This is a genomic window from Microbacterium sp. Y355 (assembly GCF_059445345.1).
The window spans coordinates 415,287-429,242 of the sequence record NZ_JCAIUD010000001.1 but is presented as its reverse complement, the minus strand read 5'-3'; the positions used below and the strand labels follow the sequence as shown (position 1 = coordinate 429,242).

The window sequence follows — 13,956 nt, the reverse complement described above, 5'->3', positions numbered from 1 at the left end:
AAATCACAAGCTTGTGATTATGGCGGAAGCCCCGGTCTACAGACCGGGGCTTCCTTTCGTTCAGACAGACTCAGCGCACGACGGAGGGTTACGCCTCGCTCATCGCCAGCTTGGCCTGCTGGCCCTTGGCTGCGTAGTAGGCGTCGCGAGCGGCATCCTTGCGGGCCTGCTCTGCGTAGCCGGCCTCAAGAACCTCCTGCGGGACGTGGTAGTTCTCGACCTCGTCAGTGCCGTGGTACTTCTCGATGTAGGCGTCGAGCTCCGGGCCCGACGTCCACGAGGTGATGAGGTTGTAGCGCGGCTCGGTGCCCGTGTGGGTAGCGGCGTGCCAGAGACGCTGTGTGTCGACGATGAGCTGCGCGCCGGCCGGAAGCGCGATGCGCACCTCACCCGCCGGGTCCGTGCGGTTCTCGCGCAGAACGAAAAAGGTGTCCTTGTCGTCGGTGAGGTTGAAGAACCCACGCACCACCCAGCCGGTGCCGTCCGGGTTCAGACGGTTGTTGTCGTCCTGGTGCAGGTTGTAGAGGCAGTCACCATAAGGTGTGGGCTGCAGCTCGATGACGCGGCAGCGACCGACGTTTGCGCCAGGTTCCTGCGCACGACGGGTGAGGTTCGGAGCCTTGGCAACCTGCGAGTCGATCCAGACGCCGTCCTTATCGGTGCGCGGCGGCTTGTGGTTCCAGAAGCCGTTGCACTCGATCTCACCCTTGGCACTTGCCAGCGGTGCGAAGCGAGTGTCGCCCGAGGACTTCCAGTCGTTGTACTCGATATCCAGCCACTCTTTGGGGTCGAGCGCCTGGTTGTAGCTGTCGAGGACGACGAAGCCCTTTTCCTCAAGAGCTGCGGATTTGATATATCCCATGATCTAGGTCATGTCCTTTCATCGGGGGCCAGCACGTTTTAACAGGCCCTGATTAGGCAAGCCTAACATCGAGGCTCAAGCACTCGATGGAGCACGACCGGAGAATAATCAGTGACGGCTAGACTCGTTGGCGGTGGATCGCAGGAACCCACCGCTGTGAGGAGCACGAGCGAAGAACATGGCAACTGCCACGAATGTCGAAGCGACCGCCGTCAATACGATCGAGTGGCTTGCCGCATCCGACACGACGATCGTCGTCCCGGTCTATCAGCGGCAGTATCGCTGGGATATCGGCGGATGCGAACGCCTGCTTGCGGACGTCCGCGCCGTCGCCCAAGAAGACGACACGCACCGCCACTTCATCGGATCGATCCTCTCTGCTCAGGACGCCTCCGAGACGGATCTGATCCTCATCGACGGCCAGCAGCGCATCACCACCCTGATGCTTCTTGTCGCGGCACTGCAGCACGCCGTCCGCGACTCCGACCCGACGATGGCAGCTGAATTGGAGCGTGTTCTGGTTCGCGCTGACGACGCCTCGCGTACCAAGCTGCGTCCGCACCAGGCGTGGGCTGAGTTCTACGAATCGGTCATACTCGATCGCCGCGATGACACTGAGCGCGAGTCCCGCTTCGATGACAACTACGCGTTCTTTCGCAGTCAGGTGCACGCCGACGAGGCGCCGGGAATCTGGCGTGGGTTGCAGAAGCTCGAGCATGTGTCGATCACACTCGGCGCCGATGCCAATGCGCAGCAAATCTTCGAAAGCTTGAACTCCACCGGCGAGCCGCTGCGCGATCACGAGCTGATCCACAACTACATCCTGATGGGCCTAAGCCACGCGGAGCAGCTCGATGTCGAGGAGCGCTTCTGGCTGCCGATCGAACGCCACACCGGCGAAGCGATCGGTGCGTTCTGGCGGCACTATCTGGTGATGACCACCGGCCGCGAGGTCGCGGCGAATGGCGAGCACGGCGTGTACAGCGCGTTTCGTCAGTCGTTCCCTCGCGTGGACGTCGAGCATTTGCAGGCGGATGCCGAGATCTGGCGTCATTACGCCGCGATCTACGGCATCCTGCTGGATCCGACCCTAGAGAAGGATGCGGAGCTTCGCCGTCAGCTCGGGTACATCAACACTTTCGGCAAAGCGGCCTATCCCCTGGCGATGAGCGCGTACAGCGAGCATGCCCGCGGGCTCATCACCAGGGACGAACTGCTGGAAACTCTGGAGTGGACCCAGTCCATGTATTTGCGTCGTGCACTGGTCAATCTGCCGACCGAGCGACTCATCGCCCGGCTCTGCCGCGCACGCACCGAGGGCAAAGATGCCCTCATGCGCGCCTTCGCACGGATCACGCCGTCAGATGAGCGCGTCAGCGCTGTTCTGAAGTACGTGGCGCTCCCCCATGCCGCGTATGTGCTGGGGCGACTCGAAGGTGTCGACGACACCTCGGCGTACGACGTCGAGCACATCGCTCCGGTGGTTCCCGGCGAGGCCTGGTCTGGGGATGGCACGCGAATGTGGAGTGAGTACTCCGACGATGAGCAGAACAGTCTCCGTGCGCTGGCGCCGACGCTCGGAAACTTGACGCTGCTGGAGCAGTCGCTCGCGGAGCGGGTCTTCGGAGCCTCGTATCCGGACAAGCGGACGGATGCATACGCGCGCAGCGCCGTTGCGGCCACAAAGCAGCTTGTCGACGTGCCAACCTGGGGCACCGCGATGATCTCGCAGCGTACGGTGCGACTCAGCGCAGACCTGATGCGTATCTGGGCGCGTCCAGCCCTTCCGGAGATCGACGACGACGGGCTGACGCCAGTGCTGGATGCCGTGCGCCGACGCGGTTGGCCGGCCGGATGGGATCGTGAGTTCGACTATGTCGAGTACCGCGGCGAGCACTGGGAGACCAAGGACGTTCGCGCGCTGTTCAATCGTGTATTCCGGCGTGCATGGACCGATGACCGCCAATCGGCCATCAAGTACTGCACGAAGCACGGCGGTCCGATTTATAATGAGATGGCGTGGAAAGGCCAGTGGGATGCACTGGATGACGAGAACTTCCTCTACATGGGGTGGGACTCGAACTACATGATGAGCGCCGCGCAAGGCATGTTGGAAGAGTCGGGCATCGCCGCCGAGGTGTTCGTGAAGTACTCGTATATCGGCAACGTGATGTGATGCGACCAGAAGTTCCAACCCGTGTTCCGGCGCTGCCGGATCTCACTGCCGACCCCTTCGACCAGGCCTTCGCCGATATGTCGCTCGGTTGGGATGACGACGCTCCCCAGGAATGCGAGTGCGACCATGGCGACGAAGAGGCGTACGCCCCGTGTGGTCGCCGCGCCAAGTGGCGAGTGACGATCGACTGCACCTGTGGCGAGAACCATCCGCGCACGGTGGAGCTGCTGTGCACAAGGTGCCTGCGCACCGCGCGCAAAGACCTCGGCAACGAGTCGGTCACCGCGCGTCCGCTGTGACCGACTCGTTGCGCGGATCTCGCTGAGGTCAGTACTCGATCTGACCAGAACGGTCGAAGAACGCTCCAGTCGGGCCATCGACTCCTAGCTGCGCGAGCATGACGGTGGCGTCTGTACCTTCCGTCACGCTCTGATGGCCGGAGTGATTGTTGAAGTCCGTACTTGTGTACCCCGGGTCGCTCACGTTGACGCGGAACTCCGGGAGAGATTTCGAGTACTGCACCGTCAGTGCGATCACAGCTGCCTTAGAGCTGGCGTACGGAACTGCCTTCACCGGATACTCATCCGCCTCCGGAGTCACTAGCTTTCGCGGAGAGCCCACTCCGGAAGCGACGTTCACAATGACCGGGGCGCTCGAGCGGTGAAGTGCGGGGAGGAATGCCTGCGTCACGCGGACGATGCCGACGACGTTCGTCTCCAGCACCTCTCGCATGACTTCGGCGTTCAGATCGTCGAGTGCGAGGCTGCGCCCCAGGATGCCGGCATTGTTGATGAGCACGTCCAGCGCCGGAAGTGCCGCGGCTGCCGTGTCGACGCTGTGTTGGTCGGTCACGTCGAGTGCGACTGGGATCGCGCCGATCCGTTCAGCGTCAGCGGCGGAGGCAAGGTCTCGCATTCCTGCGTACACGGTGTGGCCTGCTGCGACGAGCCGTCGTGCGGTCTCCAGTCCGAGGCTTCGATTGGCTCCTGTGATGAGTGTTGTTGTCATGTCTCCAGGTTCACCGCGATGTGAGCGATCATCCAGGCCTCGACTGACAGTGGGTCTGGCAGGACCACCCATAGCGGCGGAATCGGACGCATGATGGAACGGTGGAAGAATTCGCTACAGTCCTGCGCGCTTGGCGCGATCGTGTGACACCGGAGCAGATCGGATTTCCCCAGGGCCCGAACCGCCGAACGAAGGGACTACGCCGAGAGGAGCTCGCGCTGGCCGCAGGCGTCAGCGTCGATTACCTGGTGCGGTTGGAGCAGGCCCGCGCGACGAACCCTTCTCCGCAGCTTCTCGGCGCTCTGGCCAGGGCACTCCGGCTCACCAATGAGGAACGCGACCATCTGTATCGACTCGCAGGTGCGGCCGTACCGAGTCCCACTTCCATCCCCGTGCACATCGGACCCAGCGTGCAGCGGATCGTCGATCGGCTCGGCTCTCTGCCTGTGGCAATCTTCAGTGCTGCGCAGGATCTGCTGTGGTCGAACCCATTGTGGGGTGCGCTGTTCGGCGACCCGACGTTGCGCACAGGCGACGAGGCAAATCTGCTCTGGCGGGTATTCGTCTCCCAGAACGTTCTGGTCACCCATGACGGTGGCGAGGAGAAATTCCTTGCTGGGCTCGTCGCCGACCTTCGCATCGTGACGGGCCGGTACCCCGATGACGCCAGACTGCACGGACTAGTCGATCGACTCCTGGCCGATTCGGAGTCCTTCGCCGAACTGTGGGCGCGCACAGATGTCGCCAAACAGCACTCGAGCACGAAGGTCGTGCACTCCGCTGTCATCGGCGACATCACCGTCGATTGCGACATCCTCAGCGTGCCGGACAGCGGCGATCTGCGGATCGTTGTCTATTCGACCGTTCCAGGCTCGGAGGACGAACAAAAACTCGATCTCCTGCGCGTCGTCGGCTTGCAACAGTCGGCATCTTTGTAGGGCGGGTGGGACTTGAACCCACGAATCGTCGGGTTATGAGCCCGCTGCCTTAACCAACTTGGCCACCGCCCCGCAGGTTTCCTAGCTTATCGGTGTGGCAGGAGTCGTCGTGCAATTTCAGAGCGCGGTGGCGTCCTGATGCGCTTTCAGGTGCTCGTGGTAAATCTCCGCATTCTGGATGAGGCCCGCTCGCTCTTTCTCGCTGAGCTCTCGCCGTACCTTCGCGGGCACGCCTGCGACCAGCGACCCGTCGGGGATCTCTGTCCCGCCGAGGATCACCGCTCCTCCGGCAATCAGGCAGCCTCTGCCGATTACCGCCCCGCTGAGGATGACCGCCCCCATTCCGATGAGGGATCCGTCGCCGATCGTGCATCCGTGCACGACGGCATTGTGCCCGATCGACACATTTTCGCCGATGAGTACGGGATGCCCACTGTCGACGTGCACCGACACGTTGTCTTGCACGTTGCTGCCGCGTCCAAGAGTGATCCCCGCAGAATCGCCACGCAACACGGCGTTGTACCAGACGCTCGAACCCGCCTCGAGTGTGACGTCGCCGACGATACGGGCACCGTCCGCGACGAACGTATCGTCTGCGATACTCGGGATCTTGTTCTGGAGGGCGAGGACGGATGCTGACGACGAGATGCTCATGAGGCGAGACTATCCTCACTCCCGCATGATTCCGCGGTATTTCGACTCGATAAGCCGAGCCTCAGCTTGCTTGCGGAATGTCTGAGGCTGAGTAACGTTGTATCCATCAGGCACGAAACAGCCGTTCTGGAGGAGCGAAAATGAGCAAGGCACAGACGATTTCCACCACCGCCAGCGACCCGACGGTTGCCGCGGCTGCGGCCCAGTTCCTCTCCCCTGTCGTTCTCGGGTTGCAGGCTCTCACGATCAACACGAAGCAGGCGCACTGGCACGTGCGCGGTGCGAACTTCGTTGGAGTGCACGAGCTCTTTGACACGATCGTCGCTCACGCAGGCGACTTCGCTGACACCGCCGCAGAGCGCATCGTCGCTCTCGGGCTTCCGATCGACGCGCGTGTAAGCGCTGTCGCGGCCAAGGGCTCCGCATCTGAGGTGCCGGCCGGATTCGCACAGTCGAGCGCACTCATCCGCAACGTGATCGCAGACATCGACGCGATCCTTGTTGACGCAAAGGCCGCGATCGATGGCCTCGATGAGATCGACCTCACCAGCCAGGACGTCGCGATCGAGGTCATGCGCGGCCTCGAGAAGGACCGTTGGTTCCTCGTCGCACACATCGCTGAGTAAAAACTCTTCCAGAAATGGGGCACCGGGATTCGTCCGGGTGCCCCATTTCCATGTCTAGGCAGCGGCGTGTGCTCAAACTTTCAACCTCAAGTTGAAGTTAAATCAAGAGACGTGCGTCACGCGGCCTTCCAGCAGCGTCGCCAGGATCGGCATCCGGCGCAGCGTCGACATAGACGCCGACCGCGGATCCGCGCCGCAGAGCACCAGATCGGCGACCTCACCGGGCCGCACCGCACTACGAACACTCGCAGTAAGCGCCTCGTCGAGCGTCAGCTGCTCCTCTGGATGCCACGGCTGGCGCTCGTCGTCGGTGCGGTGCACGGCCGACGCGATCGCGTACCACGGATCAAGCGGCGCCACCGGGGCATCCGAGCCCAGTCGCACATCGACGCCTGCACGACGCAGCGACGCCATCGGGTACCCGATCGACGTCTGCGCGGCCCAATATCCGTCAACAAGGTCACGGTCATCGAGCGCATGCTGCGGCTGCACGCTGGCCGCAAGCCCCAGCCGCGCGATCCGCGCGACATCAGCATGCCGCACCAACTGCGTGTGCTCAATCGTGCCCCTGGCGCCAGTAACGGTGACGGCGTCCAACGCGGATGACACGGCGCGGTCTCCGATGGCATGAATCGCCGCGGCGAAGCCGGCACCGGTGGCGGCAGTCAGCAGCTCGATCAGGTCGTCTGGCGCAACATTGAGAACGCCGAAATCCGGTTCGTCTCCTGGATATGAGTGCGAGCACGCCGCAGTCCGCGTACCGAGGGACCCGTCAGTGATCACCTTCAACGAACCGACATGAACCAGTCCGTCGGTTCCCGGCAGCGGATCGCCGGTGCGAAGCCCAGCGATGATCGCACGCCGAAGGTCGGCCGGATAGACCGCGAACTCCACACGCTGTGATGCGAATCCGCCTGCCACGCGTCGCGCCCAGGCATCAGCATTCCAGGCCATGTCGAAGTCGACGATCCCGGTGACCCCGCGCGCAGCCGCTGCAGCACCGGCAACGGTCACCGCACGATCGCCGTGCAGGGGATCCACCGCGTTCAGGCGCCGGGAGATCTCGAAAGCGTCGTCCTCGCGCAGCATCCCGTCCGGGGCAATGAACCCTTCGCGCCGCAGCGCGGCAGAGTTCAACCAGACACTGTGCACATCGGCGTTGATCAAGTAGGTCGGCGCGTCGCCGGTGCTGGCATCCAGCACCGCCAGGGACGGCGCATCCGTCCAGAACGCATCACGGAAGCCTGTCCCTACGCGTCTGCCATCTGCCAGCGGTGCGACAGACGCCATCCGTGCAGCGGCCTCGACGGCAGAAGCGGTTCCGTCGAGCTGTGCTCTTTCGGATGCGAGCGCCCATTGCACGCTGTGCACGTGGTGGTCCCACAGCCCTGGAACGACCCACGCGCCATGACCCTCGAGCACCACACCATGCGCCGGCAGCGCCCCGGTGGGTGCGAGGTCGACGATTCGACCACCGCTCACGTGGATGTCGACCGGCTCGTCGTCCATCAGAAATTCTCGCCCTGGTCCAGCGATCCGGACCTCGCGGATCACCGCGACGGCGTCACCGACAGACGTCATGCTCGTTTACTGAGTCTGGCGTCGTGCGCACGCTGCATCTCTGCCGCAAGAGCAGGATTCGCATACTCGCCGTCGCGCGCGAGCTCAAGGATGACGTTCTCAATAATGTCGTCAGACTTGTTCTGGCTGAGCTTCCGCTTGGCCACGATACGCGTGGGCGTCAGCCGGAACCCGACCGTTCCTGATCCAAGACGGCGAACAAATGCCTCATCATTCGGCACCGTCCACATGCCACGAGGCGAGGGGAAACGGCTCTCGAAGTGATCGACCAGGTGTTCCAGAACTCGCAGATTCTCTTCGACCTCGAGGATCTCCGGAACTCCGGAGAGATGCACCGAAACATAGTTCCAGGTGGGAACTGCCGGTACGTCGCCGTACCAACCCGGTGAGATGTAGCCGTGTGGGCCTTGGAAAACGAGCAGGAGCTCTTGTTCTCCGAGTCCGAGGACGAGGTCGTCAGGACGCCCGACATGGCCGACGACTGTGAGATCGTCGCGCTCGGGGTCGAGCAGGACCGCGTAGTGCGACGCCGTCATGCCTTCGGCGTCTCGTCCCACGACAGTCGCCCAGGGATTGGTCTCGATGACACGACGCAGCTCGGCGATATCGGTCATCGCAAAACTCGGGTTCTGGCGCATGTTCTCAGCCTATGCCGGGAGCCCGGTTACGCCTGGCACTTTGGGCACCAGTAGAGCTTGCGCGCACCGATCACTTCGAGCGCGATCTCAGTGCCGCAGGTGCGACATGGCAGACCCGCCCGGTGGTACACCCAATGCCGGTCGTCTCGGCTGGCCATCGCGGCACGGTAGCCCTCTGTCGACAGATCATCCATCGTCATCATCTGGCCGGTCTCCACGCCGACCGGCAACAGCCGCGCCCAATCGTGCCAGAGTTCGCGAACCAGCTCCTCAGGCACAGCCTTGCCTGGTGTGTGTGGGTTCAGCCGCGCGCGGTACAACATCTCAGCGCGGTACACGTTGCCGATCCCACTGACGACAGACTGATCCATCAGCAGCAGCCCGATCGCCGTACCCTTCTTGCGCACGGCGCGCACGAAGCGCTCCTCGTTCTCGACCGGATCGCCCACGAGGGGGTCAGGTCCGAGCTTGGCGACCGAGGCGAGCATCTCGTCAGGTGTCTGCAGCGCACACGCGGTCGGGCCCCGAAGGTCGGCCGCAGTGATGTCTGTCATCAAACGGAGCCGCACCTGCCCGACGATGGGCGGCGGCCACTCCATTTCCGTGTCGGCCAGACCCTTGGTCTGCTCCGACATGCGCACGTGCACGCGCGTTCGCCTGGGCGCACCGATCGACGCGAGCGAGTTCTCACCAGCACTGTCCAGAATCGGGTCATCCAGATTCGGCGCGCCCAGCGCATCGAGGTCCGTGCCGCGCTGATTCGTCTGCCCCATCCGCCCGTTCGCGGAGGCGATGGTCGGATCAAGCATGATCTCGCCGGAGAAGTCCCAGGCTCCGTAAAGCCCGAGGTGTACGCGCAGCCAGAGGTCGCCCTCGAACTCGAGGAACATCTGCTTGCCCACCGCCTTCACACTCAGCGCCTCGCGCCCGTCGAGCACAGCCGCACCTTCGGCGAAGCGTCCCTGCGGACTCGACGCGTGCAGCGGCTTGCCCATGAAGTTGCGATCGAACTGTCGAGCGATCCGGTGAACGGAATGTCCCTCAGGCATGTCAGGCGCGTGGGTCCGGAAGCAACGAACCGTCACGCTCGAAGTCGGCGATCTGACCGATGCGCCGCACATGACGCTCGTCGTTCGAGAACGGCGTGACGATGAAGCGCTCGATGAAGGAGACGACTTCTTCGAACGTGTGCTGACGTGCTCCGATGGAGATCACGTTGGCGTCGTTGTGTTCGCGTGCGAGTTCTGCCGTCGACAGATTCCAGACGAGCGCGGCGCGGATGCCCTGCACCTTGTTCGCCGCGATCTGCTCGCCGTTGCCGGAGCCTCCGAACACGATCCCGAGCGCCTCGACTCCGACTGAGCGGTCAGCGACAACAGCCTGCGCAGCGCGGATGCAGAACGCCGGGTAGTCGTCGACAGCGTCGTACTCGACGGGTCCGTGATCGATGACTTCATGTCCGAGCGTACGCAGGTGGTCCTGCAGCTGTGTGGAGAATTCCAGTCCCGCATGGTCTGTGGCGATGTGGATGCGCATGCTCACCATCCTAGAAGTGTCACGGCGCAACGCCTGCGGCGGCAGGCTTGAATCTCAGACGCACGTTCTCGCAGTCGCCGGGGCGCGAGACGTCGTGCCAGGGTCCCAAAGAGGTGAGATGCGGACGCTCGGATGCCGGCATCCCCTCGATCCGCTCGATCACCAGGTCGATGAGACCTGAGACGAACGCCGGGTGCACACCCGGGGTCTGGGTGCGCACAGAGGGAAGACCGACTTCAGCGGCCGACTCTGTCGCCTCGGTGTCGAGGTCCCACAGCACTTCCATGTGGTCGCTGACGAAGCCCAGCGGCACGATAACGACGGCCTTCGCACCGGCGGCCGGAAGCTCAGCGATCACATCGTTGATGTCTGGCTCAAGCCAGGGCTGCGTGGGCGGGCCGGAGCGCGACTGGAACACCAGCTGCCACGGCACGGTGGCACCGCCGGTGACTGCACCAAGCTGCTCGATGATGTGTTCAGCTACCGCTCGGTGCTGCGCCGCGTAGGCGCCACCTGGTCCCCAGTCCACATCGCGGGGACCTGAGCGCTCTGCATCCGCCGTGGGAATCGAGTGAGTAGAAAACAGCACGTGAATATCGGATGCCGCGATGCCCTGTGCGAGGAAGCCCTTGACCGCGGCATCCACGCCCTCCTGGAAGGGCGCCACGAAACCGGGGTGATCGAAGTAGAGGCGCACCTTATCGGCGGTGACGCGTTCTTCAAGGCCTGCCTTGGTGATCGCGTGCGCGATGTCTTCGCGATACTGGCGGTCGCTGGAGTACGAGCTGTATGCGCTGGTCGCCAGAACGAGAAGGGTGGAGTGGCCGTCAGCGGCGGCTTCGGCGAAAGCCTCGTCGAGGAACGGTCCCCAGTTGCGGTTGCCCCAGTACACCGGCAGATCGATGCCGCGACGGGCGAGCTCGGCCTCCAGCGCGGCCTTCAGTTCGCGATTCTGCCCATTTATCGGGCTCACTCCTCCGAAATGACGGTAGTGATGGGCCACCTCTTCCAGCCGCTCATCGGGTATGCCGCGACCCCGAGTCACATTTCGGAGGAAAGGAATGACGTCGTCCTGCCCCTCTGGGCCGCCGAAGCTGGCGAGCACCAGGGCGTCATATGCCACCGGAGTCTCGACGAACTCGGCACCGGTAGCAGCGGCGGCGGAAGCGAACGGAACGACAATCTGATCGGGCGCAGTCACTCCTTCATCTTTTCACGGCTCACCCGGGTCTGCGCACTCCTGGCGTAGGCTGTCATGGTTGCCGTCGACGCCAGCTGCGTCGAGCCTAGGTAGCGCCCCCGAACCCCTGGGAGAAACAGCTGTGCCTGGAGAGAACCTCACCCGAATCGAAGCGCAGGAGCGCCGAACTCTCATCGACACACAGTCGTATGAGATCTCGCTCGATCTGACGAAGGGCGCCGAGATCTTCGGGTCCCGCAGCGTCGTCCGCTTCACCGCCAAGCCGGATAGCTTCACGTTCATTGATCTGATCGCACGCGAGGTACGCGAGATCTCCCTCAACGGGGAGCAGCTCGACCCGAACGAGGTGTTCGCAGATTCCCGCATCACGCTGGCGAACCTTAAGGACGAGAACGTCCTCGTCGTCGACGCTGACTGCGCCTACACGAACACCGGCGAGGGACTGCACCGCTTCGTAGACCCGGTGGACGGCGAGGTCTACCTCTACTCGCAGTTCGAGGTTCCTGATTCCCGCCGCGTGTTCGCGGTGTTCGAGCAGCCCGATCTGAAGGCGACGTTCCAGTTCACGGTGACCGCTCCTGCAGCGTGGCAAGTTGTCTCCAACTCGCCTGCTCCCGAGCCGATCAAGCACGACGCGAATGACACGGCGACGTGGGGGTTCGAGGCGACACCTCGCATCTCCTCATACATCACGGCGATCGTTGCAGGACCTTACGAGTCGACATTCTCCGAACTGACCAGCGCTGACGGCCGTGTCATTCCGCTCGGTGTCTTCGGTCGCAAGAGCCTCTGGCAGCACCTCGATGCTGACTACATCTTCGACAAGACGCGCGAGGGCTTCGCGTACTACGAATCGAAGTTCGGCGTGCCGTACCCGTTCGCCAAGTACGACCAGCTCTTCGTCCCGGAGTTCAACGCCGGAGCCATGGAGAACGCCGGCGCCGTCACGTTCACCGAGACCTACGTCTTCCGCAGCAAGGTGACCGACGCTGTCAAGGAGCGCCGTGTCGTCACGATTCTGCACGAGCTCGCGCACATGTGGTTCGGTGACCTCGTCACCATGAAGTGGTGGAACGACCTCTGGCTGAACGAATCCTTCGCTGAGTGGGCTTCGACCATCGCCACCGCCGAGGCCACCGAGTGGACCGAAGCGTGGACCACGTTCAATGCCATGGAGAAGACCTGGGCTTACCGCCAGGACCAGCTCCCCTCGACACACCCGATCGTCGCGGAGATCAACGACCTGGAGGACGTCCAGGTCAACTTCGACGGCATCACCTACGCCAAGGGCGGATCAGTACTCAAGCAGCTCGCAGCGTGGGTGGGTATCGAGGCGTTCTTCGCCGGCGTCGGCCAGTACTTCCAGAAGCACGCGTGGGGCAATACCGAGGTCACAGACCTGCTCACCGAGCTCGAGGCCACCAGCGGCCGCGACCTCAGCGTGTGGTCCAAGAAGTGGCTCGAGACTTCGGGAGTCAACACCCTCTCCCCCGTGATCGCCGAAGGCGCGGATGGCGTGATCTCCCGCTTCGCCATCACGCAGACCGCACCCGCTGACTACCCGACGATTCGCCCGCACCGCCTCGGCATCGGCTTCTACAACCTCGCGGATGGCTCGCTCACCCGCACCCACTACGTCGAGATCGACGTCGACGGGGACCGCACTGAGGTTCCGGAACTCCAGGGTCAGAAGCGCCCCGATCTGGTGCTGCTCAATGACAACGACCTCGCTTACACGAAGATCCGCCTCGACGAGCGTTCACTGGCCACCGCGATCGCGCACCTCGGCGACATCACAGACCCGCTTGCGCGTTCTCTCATCTGGGGCGCGGCCTGGGATCAGACCCGCGACGCCGAGAGCGCAGCATCCGACTATCTCGACTTGGTCCTCGGCAACATCGGTCGCGAGACCGAGTCGACCACTGTGCGCACCACGCTCGCGCAGCTGCGCACTGCAGCGACGTTGTACGTGACGCCTGCAGACCGAGACGCAGCGCGCCGAAAGATTGCTGATGGCCTTTGGGACCTCGCTCACAGCGCCCAGGCCGGCAGCGACAACCAGCTGCAGTTCGTTACCGCGTTCTCCGGCGCATTGGTAGACACGGAGCACGCCGGCATCATCGGTCGGCTTCGTTCCGGCGAGGAGACCCTGCCCGGCCTTGAGATCGACACGGATCTCTCCTGGCAACTGCTTGTCGGGCTCGCTTCAATCGGCGCGACGGATGCCGCTTCCATCGACGCCGCACTCGCCGCGGACAATACGTCCAAGGGTGCAGAGTTTGCTGCTCAGGCACGCGCAGCGCTTCCGACAATCGCTGACAAGCGCATCGCCTGGGAGACGCTTGTCGACAACGACGATGCGCCGAACACGATCGTGCGTTCTGCCGCCCTCGGCTTCACGCACCCGAACAGTGCAGGTGTACTCGGCGAGTTCGTGCAGAGCTACTTCGACATGCTGCTGCCGGTATGGGAGTCCCGTACTTACCAGATCGCAAGTTACCTCATCGTCGGCCTCTACCCGACGTCACTTGCCAATACCGAGCTCCGCGAGGCAACGCGGGCATGGCTCTCCGCCAATGCGGATGCTGCACCGGCACTGCGTCGCCTCGTGAGCGAGGGCCTGGCCGATGTCGAGCGCGCACTCACGGCGCAAGCTCGTGATGCCGAGGACGACGAACAGACTGACTGATCTGCTGCACCATCGATCGGGCCTCTGCCGCTGCGCTTTCCAGCCAG

At 63.4% G+C, this 13,956-nt stretch carries 13 protein-coding genes and 1 tRNA gene; 5 read left to right on the top strand and 9 right to left on the bottom strand.

All coding sequences use genetic code 11. The features are described from left to right. Nucleotides 1-88: 88 nt before the first annotated feature. Complete coding sequence (locus AC1C2O_RS02185) at nt 89-862, bottom strand: hypothetical protein (protein WP_495428798.1); 774 nt, start codon at nt 860-862, stop codon at nt 89-91. A gap of 178 nt (nt 863-1,040) precedes the next feature. Between AC1C2O_RS02185 and AC1C2O_RS02180 the strand changes: the two genes are divergently transcribed. Beyond that, nucleotides 1,041-3,038, top strand: a complete 1,998-nt coding sequence (locus AC1C2O_RS02180) for a DUF262 domain-containing protein (protein WP_495428797.1) — start codon at nt 1,041-1,043, stop codon at nt 3,036-3,038. Next, nucleotides 3,038-3,337, top strand: coding sequence for a hypothetical protein (locus AC1C2O_RS02175; protein ID WP_495428795.1), 300 nt, complete (start codon nt 3,038-3,040; stop codon nt 3,335-3,337). The genes AC1C2O_RS02180 and AC1C2O_RS02175 overlap by 1 nt, the downstream gene beginning before the upstream one ends. Nucleotides 3,338-3,365: 28 nt before the next feature. On the opposite strand, the gene AC1C2O_RS02170 is transcribed toward AC1C2O_RS02175, so the two are convergent. Next, on the bottom strand, nt 3,366-4,046 hold the full coding sequence (locus AC1C2O_RS02170; protein ID WP_495428794.1) for an SDR family NAD(P)-dependent oxidoreductase: 681 nt from the start codon (nt 4,044-4,046) through the stop codon (nt 3,366-3,368). Nucleotides 4,047-4,147: 101 nt separating this feature from the next. Here AC1C2O_RS02170 and AC1C2O_RS02165 point away from each other — a divergent pair, with 101 nt between their 5' ends. Beyond that, nucleotides 4,148-4,984: a helix-turn-helix transcriptional regulator gene (locus tag AC1C2O_RS02165; protein ID WP_495428793.1), complete on the top strand. Its 837-nt coding sequence runs from the start codon at nt 4,148-4,150 to the stop codon at nt 4,982-4,984. Here AC1C2O_RS02165 and AC1C2O_RS02160 read toward each other — a convergent pair. Both AC1C2O_RS02160 and AC1C2O_RS02155 read right to left on the bottom strand, forming a co-directional pair. After that, a tRNA-Ile gene (locus AC1C2O_RS02160) sits at nt 4,982-5,056 on the bottom strand. The genes AC1C2O_RS02165 and AC1C2O_RS02160 overlap by 3 nt on opposite strands. A 45-nt stretch (nt 5,057-5,101) precedes the next feature. Then, the gene (locus AC1C2O_RS02155) at nt 5,102-5,638 is read right to left on the bottom strand and encodes a gamma carbonic anhydrase family protein (RefSeq protein WP_495428792.1); all 537 of its coding nucleotides are present in this window, start codon (nt 5,636-5,638) and stop codon (nt 5,102-5,104) included. 140 nt (nt 5,639-5,778) lie between these two features. Here AC1C2O_RS02155 and AC1C2O_RS02150 point away from each other — a divergent pair, with 140 nt between their 5' ends. After that, on the top strand, nt 5,779-6,264 hold the full coding sequence (locus AC1C2O_RS02150) for a Dps family protein (RefSeq protein WP_495428791.1): 486 nt from the start codon (nt 5,779-5,781) through the stop codon (nt 6,262-6,264). 102 nt (nt 6,265-6,366) lie between these two features. On the opposite strand, the gene AC1C2O_RS02145 is transcribed toward AC1C2O_RS02150, so the two are convergent. Genes AC1C2O_RS02145 through AC1C2O_RS02125 form a run of 5 tightly spaced genes read right to left on the bottom strand, consistent with a single transcriptional unit; the run spans nt 6,367 to nt 11,220 of the window. Next, the gene (locus tag AC1C2O_RS02145; protein WP_495428790.1) at nt 6,367-7,845 is read right to left on the bottom strand and encodes an amidohydrolase; all 1,479 of its coding nucleotides are present in this window, start codon (nt 7,843-7,845) and stop codon (nt 6,367-6,369) included. Further along, complete coding sequence (locus AC1C2O_RS02140) at nt 7,842-8,483, bottom strand: FMN-binding negative transcriptional regulator (protein ID WP_495428789.1); 642 nt, start codon at nt 8,481-8,483, stop codon at nt 7,842-7,844. Before AC1C2O_RS02140 ends, AC1C2O_RS02145 begins: the two co-directional genes overlap by 4 nt. Nucleotides 8,484-8,509: 26 nt before the next feature. Next, entirely contained in the window at nt 8,510-9,532 is a 1,023-nt protein-coding gene (locus AC1C2O_RS02135; RefSeq protein ID WP_495428788.1) for an Fpg/Nei family DNA glycosylase, read from the bottom strand. A gap of 1 nt (nt 9,533) precedes the next feature. Next, nucleotides 9,534-10,019, bottom strand: a complete 486-nt coding sequence (locus AC1C2O_RS02130) for a ribose-5-phosphate isomerase (RefSeq protein ID WP_495428787.1) — start codon at nt 10,017-10,019, stop codon at nt 9,534-9,536. A 19-nt stretch (nt 10,020-10,038) separates the two neighbouring features. Beyond that, on the bottom strand, nt 10,039-11,220 hold the full coding sequence (locus AC1C2O_RS02125; RefSeq protein ID WP_495428786.1) for a ferrochelatase: 1,182 nt from the start codon (nt 11,218-11,220) through the stop codon (nt 10,039-10,041). A gap of 121 nt (nt 11,221-11,341) precedes the next feature. On the opposite strand from AC1C2O_RS02125, the gene pepN reads away from it, so the two are divergent. Next, nucleotides 11,342-13,909 (top strand): aminopeptidase N, encoded by a 2,568-nt coding sequence (gene pepN, locus AC1C2O_RS02120; RefSeq protein ID WP_495428784.1) that lies wholly within the window; start codon nt 11,342-11,344, stop codon nt 13,907-13,909. Nucleotides 13,910-13,956: the final 47 nt, after the last annotated feature.

Excerpts from the sequence above, each read along its gene's own strand:
- AC1C2O_RS02185 (WP_495428798.1), bottom strand. The coding sequence starts at position 862 with ATGGGATATATCAAATCCGCAGCTCTTGAGGAAAAGGGCTTCGTCGTC.
- AC1C2O_RS02180 (WP_495428797.1), top strand. The coding sequence starts at position 1,041 with ATGGCAACTGCCACGAATGTCGAAGCGACCGCCGTCAATACGATCGAG.
- AC1C2O_RS02175 (WP_495428795.1), top strand. The coding sequence starts at position 3,038 with ATGCGACCAGAAGTTCCAACCCGTGTTCCGGCGCTGCCGGATCTCACT.
- AC1C2O_RS02170 (WP_495428794.1), bottom strand. The coding sequence starts at position 4,046 with ATGACAACAACACTCATCACAGGAGCCAATCGAAGCCTCGGACTGGAG.
- AC1C2O_RS02155 (WP_495428792.1), bottom strand. The coding sequence starts at position 5,638 with ATGAGCATCTCGTCGTCAGCATCCGTCCTCGCCCTCCAGAACAAGATC.
- AC1C2O_RS02150 (WP_495428791.1), top strand. The coding sequence starts at position 5,779 with ATGAGCAAGGCACAGACGATTTCCACCACCGCCAGCGACCCGACGGTT.
- AC1C2O_RS02145 (WP_495428790.1), bottom strand. The coding sequence starts at position 7,845 with ATGACGTCTGTCGGTGACGCCGTCGCGGTGATCCGCGAGGTCCGGATC.
- AC1C2O_RS02140 (WP_495428789.1), bottom strand. The coding sequence starts at position 8,483 with ATGCGCCAGAACCCGAGTTTTGCGATGACCGATATCGCCGAGCTGCGT.
- AC1C2O_RS02135 (WP_495428788.1), bottom strand. The coding sequence starts at position 9,532 with ATGCCTGAGGGACATTCCGTTCACCGGATCGCTCGACAGTTCGATCGC.
- AC1C2O_RS02130 (WP_495428787.1), bottom strand. The coding sequence starts at position 10,019 with ATGCGCATCCACATCGCCACAGACCATGCGGGACTGGAATTCTCCACA.